This is a genomic window from Kitasatospora sp. NPDC032757, from assembly GCF_055579305.1.
Map to the genome: position 1 here is coordinate 57424 of NZ_JBVINN010000026.1, position 10035 is coordinate 67458.

Genomic DNA, 10035 nt, shown 5'->3' on the forward strand with positions numbered 1-10035 from the left:
CCCCTCCGAGTCGATCACCGTCCGGCCATCCACGCCGCGCGAAATACTCCGACCGAGGGTATGTTGGCGAACTATGAATGGCGAGCCTGTTGCGGCTCCGCGATGATGGATGCCCGGGTGCTTCGAATCCGTGTACAAACTCCTAGCCGCGCGGCCTTCTACCGCCCGACGGAGGTGAACGTGAGGGAAGTGCATGCGGTCCTCTTCGATTTCGACGGGACGCTGTGGGATCCGGAATCCGAGATCTTCCGCGCCCACGCGGAGATCTTCCAGGACTTCGGTCATCAGCTCGCGATGGACGTGTGGTCATCGCTCGTCGGCACCATCGGGTTCGACCTGTGGACACATCTGGAACGGCTCACCGGGCGCACGGTGGACCGACGCGAGGTGCAGGAGCGGCTTCACTGCCGGCAGCGGGAACTGCTCGGCGGGCTGTCCAGCCGGCCCGGCGTACAAGGAACCCTGCGGGCGGTTGATGCGCTGGGATTGACCCGTGGGATCGTCAGCAACTCGACCCGGGAATGGATCACCCGATACACCCGGCAATGCGGTATCGCCCAGGGGTGGAGCACGGTGCAGTGCGCCGACGGAGACCGGGTCAGCGCGAAGCCCGCGCCGAACCTGTACCTCGCGGCACTCGCCTCCCTGGGAATTCCCGCCGGGCGGGCGGTGGCATTCGAGGATTCACCGAGCGGCGTGCGTGCGGCGAAACGGGCCGGCATTCGATGCGTCGTCATACCCAATTCAATAACCGCCTCGCTCGATCTCGGTGAGGCGGATCTGCGTTTCGAATCGTTCGATCAGATCGATCTGTCAGGAATTCTCAGAGGGAAGTCTATGGAACAGGTCAGCACCGCGGCACCGAAGCGGCCGTCCGGGACGGACGCCGCCGACGTCCTTCAGCACTACTACTACCTGCCGGACAAGCTCCGGGTGGTCAGGGGCGAGGGTGTCTACCTCTACTCCGATGACGGTCGGCGCTATCTCGACTGCTCCTCGGGGACGTTCAACCTGAGCCTGGGCTACGCCCACCCCGAGATCGTGGCGACCGTCCGCGAGCACGCCGGCCAGCTCATCCACGTCACCTCGAAGTTCCAGACCGAACCGCTGAACGCGCTGGTGTCGAAGCTGGCCGAGGTCTCACCACCGAACCTCACCCGGGTACACCTGAAGTCGGCGAGCGGCTCCGACGCCAACGAGAGCGCGGTGAAGATCGCCCAGGTCCACACCGGGAACTCCGACGTGATCACGCTCTTCCGCGGGCACCTGGGCCAGACCCTCGGCATGATCGGCGCCTCCGGCGCCGCGTTCCGGCGCACCCCCTTCCCCTCGCACCTCCCCGGTGTCGTGCACGTCCCCGATCCGCACTGCCTGCGCTGCTTCTACGGGCAGGAACGGGCCACCTGCGGCCTGATGTGCGTCGAGCGGATCAACGACTTCATCGACTACGCGAGCACCGGCCGGGTGGCCTGTGTGGTGCTGGAGCCGATCAGCGGCAACGGCGGCAACGTGGTCCCGCCCGACGGCTATCTGAAGGCGCTCAAGGAGCTGTGCGAGGAGCGCGGCATCGTGTTGGTCTTCGACGAGATCCAGACCGGGTTCGGACGCACCGGCCGCATGTTCGCGGCCGACCATTTCGGTGTCACCCCGCACATGATGACCTTCGGCAAGGGGCTCGGCGGCTCCGGGATGCCCATCGCCGGCATCCTGACCGAGGACCGGCTGGCCGGTGTGGAGGGGCACCACATCAACTCGACCTTCGGCGGCAACGTGATGGCCGCCGCGGCCGCTCTGAAGACACTTGAGATCATCGGCCGCCCCGGGTTCCTGGAGAACGTGCGAGCCGTCGGCGCGTACGTTCTCGACCGGCTGCGCGACCTGGCCACGAAGGTGCCGTTCGTTCAGGAGGTCCGCGGTGTGGGGCTGATGATCGGCATCGACATCGTGGACCGTGCGGGCCGGCCCGACCCTCAGCTCACCAACCACCTGGCCGAACTCGGCATGGACCACGGGCTGCTGCTGCGGACCTCGCTGTACGGGCACGGCAACGTGCTGAAGGTCCGACCGGCGCTGATCATGACCCGTCAGGAGGCGGACGAGATGTGCGACCTGCTGGAACGACTCTTCCTCTCGGTCTCATGAGGGGCCTGGTCCAGGAGCTGTCCCGGCGAATCCGGGCAGCCGTCCGCACCGGCCTGCACGACGTCGGCAGCCGCTACGTGACGGGCACGGCGAAGGGGGGAGACGCCGAGTTCCCCGTCGATGTGCTCGCCGAACGCGCCGCATGGGACTTCCTGAGGGAGCAGAACGAGCCCGTCGCCGTCTACACCGAGAGCGAGGGGCTGCGCACGCTCGGCCGGAACCCCGCGTACGTCCTGATCATCGATCCGATCGACGGCACGCGCGGTGCTGCCGCCGATCTGGAGATGGCCTGCGTATCCATCGCCGCGGCCCCCTTCGGTGAGGCGCCCGCCATCGGGGACATCCGGTACGCGATGCTCCAGGAGATCAAGTCCGGCAACTGGCTCTACGCCGACGCCCAAGGGGCCGGGATCGAGTCCGGCGGCTATCCCGCTCCGGTACCCCAGCCGTCGTCCAGCGTCGATCTCGACCGGATGTTCTGGTCGCTGGAGTTCAACGGCCATCCGGCGGAGTTGATGACCGGTGCCTACGGCCACCTGATCGACGCATCGGCCAACACCGGCGGCGTGTATGTGTTCAACAGCGCCTCCTTCTCCATCTCACGGATCATCACCGGACAGATGGACGCCTACGTCGACATCGGCAACCGGTTGCTCCGCGACCGCCCTGCCACCGAGGCGGACTTTCGCCGGGTCGGCCGCGGGAGCATCCTGCATCTGTTCCCGTACGACATCGCAGCCTCGGTGTTCCTGGCGGAACGGGCCGGGGTCACCATCACCGACGCCTACGGCAAGTCGCTGCACGACACCTTGCTCCTGGACATCAGCCCGTTCAACCAGCGGTCGTGCATCGCCGCCTGCACACAGCAGCTGCACACGGCACTGATCGACTCGATCCGCTGGTAGGCGGGGCGGCGAAGCTCAGCGAGGAGACACCTGTGGTGACCGATCGCCGGCACATCACGGCCATGACCTCCCGCCCGCCCGGCGGGTGGACCGACGAGGCGGCCCTGGCGGCCGTCACCGACACCCTCGGCCTCGAAGTCGCACACGAGATCCTGGACGGCGGATCCCCGGCCCGGGTGTACCGGGCCACCACCTCGGCCGGGGAGGACCTGGCGGTCAAGGTCCTGGTGCCCGCACAGGGCGCCGTGGACGGCCACGACCTGGTGTCCTTCCGCCGCAAGCTGGGCCAGATCGAGCTACTGCGTACCCTGGCACCGCGGTTGGCGGCGCACTACCTGCCGATCGTGCACTTCGTCGATGGTGACGGATGGTCGGCCTGTACGACGCCGTTCTACGACTCGGCGGACCTGGCGGCGCCCCTGCGGGAGTCGCCACAGGGCACGCGGGAGTTCTTCAGCCGGTACACGGCGCTCGTCAAGACCCTTGTCCTGGACGGGTACGCCGTGCAGTCCCACCCCACCCCGGCCGGATACCTTACGGAAGTCGTCGTGGGCCGGTTCCTCCGGCGGCTGCCCGCGTTGCGGGGGGCGCTGCCCGCCGGCCTGATGACGGCCGAGCGCGTCACGGTCAACGGCGTGGCGTGCGAGGCCCCACAGCTCGTGCTGGAACGCCTGGCGGGCCGGTCGGCCCGGATGGCGCCGGCCAGGTTGATGGCCCCTGCCCACGGGGACGCCAACACACGCAACGTGCTGCTGTCCACCCGCCCCGGTGCGGCAGCGGGAGACTTCCGGCTCATCGATCCGCGCGGCTCCACCGAGCCGTGGGATCCGGTCTACGACGTGGCGAAGACGCTCTTCAGCCTCACCGTGTGGGATCCCGCGCTCCGGATGGGCTTCTCGGTGCGCAGGTCGAAGCGGTACGCCTACCAGGTGGGGTTCCGGCAGCCGCCCTTCCCGGGCTACCGCGCGGCGATTCACCGGTTCCTGCCCCACCTGGAGTCGTGCGAGGGCCTGTCGGGCTTGTTCCGCGACGATCCGGGCTGGACGCAGCGGCTCCTGCTCACGCACGACCTGCATGTCCTGGCGGAGGCGCCGTGCCGGCTTTCGGACCGCAAGCCGAAGCCCGACCTGCGGGGAAGGGACTCCGCACCCGCGGAGCTCGCGCTCGGCCACTATCTGCTCGGCACCCTGCTGATCAACGATCTCGCCCAGCAGCTCGGCCGCGCCGGGCGGGTGGACGCCGAGAGCCACCTGGCTCTGGTGACCGACCACCTCCCCGGCGGGTGACATGGCGAGCAGCCGGCCCGCAGATGGCAGGCCATCAGGTGGGCGGCAGGCCCGCCAGGTGGGCGAGCGCGGAGTCCAGTCCGGGGCCCAGCAGGCGGTGCCGGGTGCTGCGCAGCACCAGCCGCGGCGGGCGGCGGCAACCGGGGCAGGCCTCCTTCTCCTGGGCGGCCACCACCTGGGTGGGCAGGTCCAGTGCCTGCTGGACTCTGGACATCAGCTCGAATCGGGTCACCACATCGCTGCCGCCGTAGTGCACGACACCCGTGCGGTCCCACAGCCGGGCCAGGGCCGGGCCGAGGCTGGGAAGGTAGACGGGGGCGCAGACCAGGTCCGTACGGGCGGTGGTCGTCGGCTGGGCCAGCCGTGCCAGGAAGGTGTTCGACCAGGGGCCGCGTCCGAAGACCAAGGGGATCCGTACGATCAGGTGTGCGCCGTCGGCGAGCAGCAAGTCCTCGGCTGCCGCCTTGGTCCGCCCGTAGACGTTGACGGGGGATCGGGGGTCTTCCTCGGTGTACTGCTGGCGGGTGCCGTCGAAGACGTTGTCGCTGGACAGGAGGACCAGCTTCGCCGCCGAGGCGCGCACGGCATCCAGCAGCACCTCGACGGGGCGGACGTTGAGGCGGTGGGCCAGCTCCGGGTCGGCTTCGGCCGCCTCCAACGGGACCAGGCCGGCTGCGTGGACGACCAGGTCGAAGCCGTCGGCCACCAGCGCCGCCAGTCGCCGCTCGTCGCGCAGGTCCACGTGGACCAGCCCCGCGATCGACCGGGTACCGAAGGTGCCGACGACATTGTGACGGGGTGTCAGGTAGGTCCACAGGCCGCCCCCCACGAACCCCGACGCGCCGAGCAGCAGGATCCTCAGGCGCGAGTTCGACGGGAGTTCGCTCCCGCCCGGCCGCCGAAACAAGCTCATATCAGGCATTTTATGACACTTTTGGTGAGAGCTCCGATGGGAGGCTGTGATGAAGGCCATCGTCTTCGAAGATGTGGGCCTGGCGGGCATCCACGATCGTGAGGTCCCTTCCTTCGACGTCGGCGAGGTCCTGGTCAAGGTGGCCGCCACCGGTGTCTGCGGCACGGACCGGGCGATCCTGCTGGGTGAGTTCCCGGCACGACGCGGTGTGGTGCTGGGGCATGAGGCGGTCGGCGCGGTGGCCGCGGTCGGATCCGGCATCAGCTCGGTGATGCCGGGCGACCGTGTGGTGATCAACCCGACGTACTACTGCGGCCGGTGCCGTCCCTGCCGCCGAGGGATGCCGGCGCACTGCGCGGCGAAGGAAGGCCGGGAGGTCGGCGTCGACCGTGACGGGACGATGGCCGACTTCGCCGTCGTGCCCGAGCGCTTCGTCCATCAGCTGCCCGTCTCGGTGTCCTACCGGCGAGGGGCGCTGGTGGAACCGCTCGCCTGCGTGCTCAACAACCTGAGGGCAGCTCGGCTGCGGTGGGACGACCAGGTGCTCGTGCTCGGCGGCGGCCCCATCGGCACACTGTGCGCGATGGTCGTGGCACGGCGCGGCGCCAGGGTGACACTGACCGAGCGTGATCCGAGGAGGGCGGAGATCGCCCGCCTGATGCTGCCGCGAACGGTGCGGGTGATTTCCCCGGAGGAGGCGGCCGGGTCAGGCAGGCCGGTATCCGACGTGGTCATAGATACGACAGGGTCGGTACCGGGTGATGTCCTGAGCGCGGTGGCGGCCGGGGGCACCGTCGTGGTGATGGGCGAGCGGGAGGCCGGCGTCGCCACCATCCCGCTGAGGGCTCTGGTGACCAGGGGGATCCGTCTGGTGGGGGCAGGACCGTACCGGCCGACGGACTTCGAGCTGGCGCTGGACCTCGCACGGGATCTGCCACTCGAAGAACTGGTGACCCACGTGCTGCCGCTCGAACGGTACACCGAGGCCCTGGCGCTGCTGGCGGTCGCACCCGACGGGCGGGGACGGCCGTCGCCCGGCCGCGGGTACAGTGCGATGAAGGTCCTGCTCGCCCCGGACGAGAACCCGGCCTCATGAGCGCCGGACAGGATGGTGCGCACCCGTCCTTCGTGGACGGAACGCTTTGGCTGGACGACCGCCCCCGGTTCCTCATCGCCGGTGAGTACCCCTACTACCGGGATCACCGCGGGCGGTGGGCGGCCAAGCTGGGCGCCATGCGCGACGCCGGCATCGAGGTGGTGACCTGCTACGTTCCCTGGCGGCACCACGAGATCAGCCAGGGCGGCGGCCGGCGGTTGTGCTTCGACCGGGACGGCAACCGCGATCTGGCCGCCTTCCTGGAGCTGATTGCGGCGACGGGCCTGCTCGCACTCCTGAAGCCGGGCCCCTTCGTCCATGCCGAACTGCCCTTCGGTGGACTGCCCGACCGCGTCAGCCCCACCCTCGATCCGGATCGGCACGCCGCACGGTCGGCCGACGGCCGACCGCTGCCCTGCCAGCAGTTCGCGCTTCCGTCGGTTCTGGACCCGAAATTCCTGAAGGATGCGACAGGCTGGCTTCGCGCTGTCGGCCGGTTCCTCCGGCCATTCGTTCATCCGCAGGGGCCGGTCGTCGCCGTCCAGATCGGCAACGAGGGGCACTACGGGGAGACCGCCCTGCCGATCGACGCGCTCGACTACTCGCAGCCTTGTGCCGACGCCTTCGCCCGCTTCGCACCCGGCGTGGAGGCACCCACCCGGGCGGAGTGTCCGCCGTCCCCGAACGGGCTGCTCTCCCTGGTCAGCTGGGGGCAGTGGTCGGCCGAGGTCCTCGCCACCGGGATGGCGGGGCTGGCCGAGGCGCTCGGGCCGGACATCCCCGTCTTCACCACGTACTCGCCGCCGGCCAGGGCCGACCGCATCCCCGGCCGGGCGGCCGGACGGTACGACGCCTGGTTGGCCAGGAACAGAGTCGGCGCGCCCACTGCCCTGCCCCGCGCCTACACGAGCTGGGCGGGCAACGTGCTGACGGACGAGGAGGCGCTGGTCAACTACGTTCTGGCGGCCAAAGGGGGACGAGGCCCCAACATCGAGGAGAACTGGGGGCTCCGCTGGGCGGATGCGAGCTGCGCCTTCCCGGTGGTCCCGATCCACCACACCCTGCTCGGCGTGGCGTGCGGGGCGACCGGCATCAGCGTCTATCCGGCCTGCGCCACTGCGGGCTGGGGCGACCACCTTGCGGTGGATCGCTCCTGGTTGACGGAGACGGCCGGCGATCCCGCGCAGTTCGATCCGCCGTACGGGGACGCCGCTCCGATCCTGGTCGACGCCGGCCCGGGCCCGGCCTTCGCCGCCGTACAGGTGCTGACCCACTTTCTGGCCGGCCAGCAGGACGTGCTGGCCGTCTCCCGCCCGGAGCCCGGAGTGCGGTGGGGTGTCCATCCGCCGTACGCGGCAATCGGTGCGTGGTACCGGGCGACGAGCCGGCGCAGCGTCGGGGCCGCGGATCGGCCCGTGCCCTCGGCCGGCTGGACCCTGCTGCCCTTCGTCGCCCACTGCCTGCGACACAACCTGCCCTTCCAGTTGGAGGAACTGACCGGCCGGGTCGCACTCGACCCTGATGCAGGGCCACTGGTCGCAGTGTCGGGCCGCTTCATGGAGCAGGCACTGCAACAACGGCTCGCCACGTTCACCGAGCAGGGCGGGTCGCTCCTCGTGGTGGGGGAACTCCCCCACCTGGATGAGAACCTGCGCTCCTGTACCGATCTGGCCGATGCCGTGCGGCGGCGCGCCGCGCCGCTGGGCGAGCCGGCCAGGGTGCGCGCGGTGGCCCTCGGCGGGAAGCCCGTCGGAACGGCCGTCGAGGAGTGGCTTGGCGAGAGCAGCGGCGTACCTCGGCGTACCGGACCGCGGGAATGGCTCGAGCTGCGCAGGACCACCGCGGAACCCGAGGACGTGCTCGTCTTCCTCTTCAACCGCTCGGGCGGACCCTTACGGGCACGCACCACGTGCGGGGAGCACGTCGTCGCCGTCGACCTCGTCGGGGACGGATGCGCCGTCGTGCGGGTGTCCAACGGACGGCTGGGGGCGTGCTACGTCAAGGGGCTGAACGAGCGGACCGGCGCGGGGGTGCCGGTCCGGGTGCGGGTCGGACGCGATCTGCTGAACGCCGACCGGCCGTGCGACCTGTCCGCCGTGCGCGGGCCGGGCGGCTTCGGGCTGCGCACCGCCGCAGTGCAGGGCAAGGCCCGCGTGCTCCTTCCGGAGAGGCCATGACACCGTCGTCCCCATCGCTCCCGGCCGCCGCCCCGGCAGAGGCCGTCGGCGTCGATGTCGGCGCCACGAAGATCGCGGCGGTGCGGGTGGCGGCCGACGGCACGGTGTCGGTGCGGGCCCGCTGTGCCACACCGCGCCGCACGGCGAACGCGCTGGTCGGTGCCATCAGCGACCTGGTGGCGCAGGTGCGGAGCAGGCGGGTCACCGCGGTCGGCGTCGGGCTGCCCGGGATGGTCGACGCCCGTACCGGGGCGCTGGCCTTCGCGCCCGGTCTGGACTTCGCGCGAGCTCCGCTTCGGACGCTGATCGCGGACGCGGTGGGACTGCCGGTGGTGACCGACAACGACGCGAACGCGGCCGCGTGGGCCGAGTACCGCCTCGGTGCAGGGCGCGGACATGACCACCTGGTGCTGGTGACGCTGGGCACGGGTCTGGGCTGCGGCGTGGTCGTCGCCGGCCGTCTGCTTCGCGGCTCGCACGGCTTCGCGGCCGAGGCCAGCCACCTGACGGTCGATCCCCGCGGCCCACTGTGCGAGTGCGGCAACCGCGGATGCTGGGGAGTGTCGGCGTCCGGCGCCGCCATCGCGAGACTCGGGCGCCAGGCTGCGGCGGCCCACCCGACGTCGCTGCTGGCCCGCCTGATCGGCCAGGGCCCCGCAGGCGCGGGAGAGGCGGTCACCGAGGCCGCCCGCAGCGGCGATGAGCAGGCCCTGGCGATCCTGGACCGGGTGGGAGCGCTCACCGGCACCGGACTGGCCGCCTTGGCCAACCTGTTCGATCCCTCCGTGATGGTCGTCGGAGGCGGTCCGATCTCCGCAGGAGAACTGCTGCTCGCACCCGCGCGCGCCTCGTTCGCCCGCTGGCTCTATTCACCCGGAGATCGCCCGCCCGTGCCCGTACTGACGGCCCGCTTCGCCAATGATGCCGGCGCGATCGGCGCCGCACTGCTGGCGATCGATCGGGCCCCGGACCTCGGGAGGATCTGAGCTCGTCACCCAACTACCTTTCATACTCCGTCCTGTAAGTGTCAATCATGTCGCGATACCAGGTGTACGAGGCCTTGGAAGTACGCCTCTGCGTCGTGAAGTCGACGTGGACCGGGCCAAAGCGCCGACCGAACCCCTCGGCCCCGGGTCGGCCCGGTCGTGCTTGAGACGCGGTGCATCGGTCAAGGTCAAGCCTTCCCCTTGCACACATCGCTCCGCCGGTGGCGTCCCGACGATCCGCAGGGACGGAGGCTGCCATGCCCTCGGCGAGGGCCTTGTCGAGGTGGATGTCCCGGGTCGGCACGGAGACCCGCCAACTGCCGGTCTCCGGATCACTTGCCTGTTCCAGGTGCTGAAAACCCGTGCTGCTCATGCGGAGGAGATCGGGCATTGACACCTCCAGCGACATGATCAATCATCGAGCGAGACGCTGGATCAGAACGGCGACCAACCTTTCTCCCTGTTCAGACAGTTGGCCGTTGACTGCCTGTCCTGCCAGGAAATGAGCACGCGGTGGGTGAGATGGTGGA

The 10035-nt window shown here is 70.1% G+C and carries 7 protein-coding genes and 1 pseudogene; 6 read left to right on the forward strand and 2 right to left on the reverse strand.

Features of this window, described 5'->3' with window-relative positions; translation table 11 throughout:
- Positions 1-180: 180 nt before the first annotated feature.
- From ACZ5WK_RS25775 to ACZ5WK_RS25785, 3 genes are read left to right on the forward strand one after another with little or no spacing between them, the layout of a single operon-like run.
- Positions 181-2142 (forward strand): aminotransferase class III-fold pyridoxal phosphate-dependent enzyme, encoded by a 1962-nt coding sequence (locus ACZ5WK_RS25775; RefSeq protein ID WP_465550480.1) that lies wholly within the window; start codon positions 181-183, stop codon positions 2140-2142.
- Positions 2139-3047 carry an inositol monophosphatase family protein gene (locus ACZ5WK_RS25780; protein ID WP_465550482.1) on the forward strand — a complete coding sequence of 303 codons (909 nt, stop codon included), beginning with the start codon at positions 2139-2141 and terminating at the stop codon, positions 3045-3047. Before ACZ5WK_RS25775 ends, ACZ5WK_RS25780 begins: the two co-directional genes overlap by 4 nt.
- A gap of 35 nt (positions 3048-3082) precedes the next feature.
- A complete protein-coding gene (locus tag ACZ5WK_RS25785) occupies positions 3083-4333 on the forward strand; it encodes a phosphotransferase family protein (RefSeq protein WP_465550484.1) in 1251 nt (416 codons plus the stop codon).
- Positions 4334-4367: 34 nt separating this feature from the next.
- Here the strand turns inward: ACZ5WK_RS25785 and ACZ5WK_RS25790 are convergent, their stop codons facing one another.
- The gene (locus tag ACZ5WK_RS25790; protein WP_465550486.1) at positions 4368-5246 is read right to left on the reverse strand and encodes an SDR family oxidoreductase; all 879 of its coding nucleotides are present in this window, start codon (positions 5244-5246) and stop codon (positions 4368-4370) included.
- Positions 5247-5295: 49 nt separating this feature from the next.
- Between ACZ5WK_RS25790 and ACZ5WK_RS25795 the strand changes: the two genes are divergently transcribed.
- Genes ACZ5WK_RS25795 through ACZ5WK_RS25805 form a run of 3 tightly spaced genes read left to right on the forward strand, consistent with a single transcriptional unit; the run spans position 5296 to position 9505 of the window.
- Entirely contained in the window at positions 5296-6342 is a 1047-nt protein-coding gene (locus ACZ5WK_RS25795; protein WP_465550488.1) for a zinc-dependent alcohol dehydrogenase, read from the forward strand.
- 32 nt (positions 6343-6374) lie between these two features.
- A complete protein-coding gene (locus ACZ5WK_RS25800) occupies positions 6375-8519 on the forward strand; it encodes a beta-galactosidase (RefSeq protein ID WP_465550490.1) in 2145 nt (714 codons plus the stop codon).
- Entirely contained in the window at positions 8516-9505 is a 990-nt protein-coding gene (locus ACZ5WK_RS25805) for an ROK family protein (RefSeq protein ID WP_465550492.1), read from the forward strand. Before ACZ5WK_RS25800 ends, ACZ5WK_RS25805 begins: the two co-directional genes overlap by 4 nt.
- 13 nt (positions 9506-9518) lie before the next feature.
- Here ACZ5WK_RS25805 and ACZ5WK_RS25810 read toward each other — a convergent pair.
- Positions 9519-9647: pseudogene (locus ACZ5WK_RS25810) on the reverse strand (family 1 glycosylhydrolase); the annotation flags it as partial.
- Between the last annotated feature and the right edge of the window lie 388 nt (positions 9648-10035).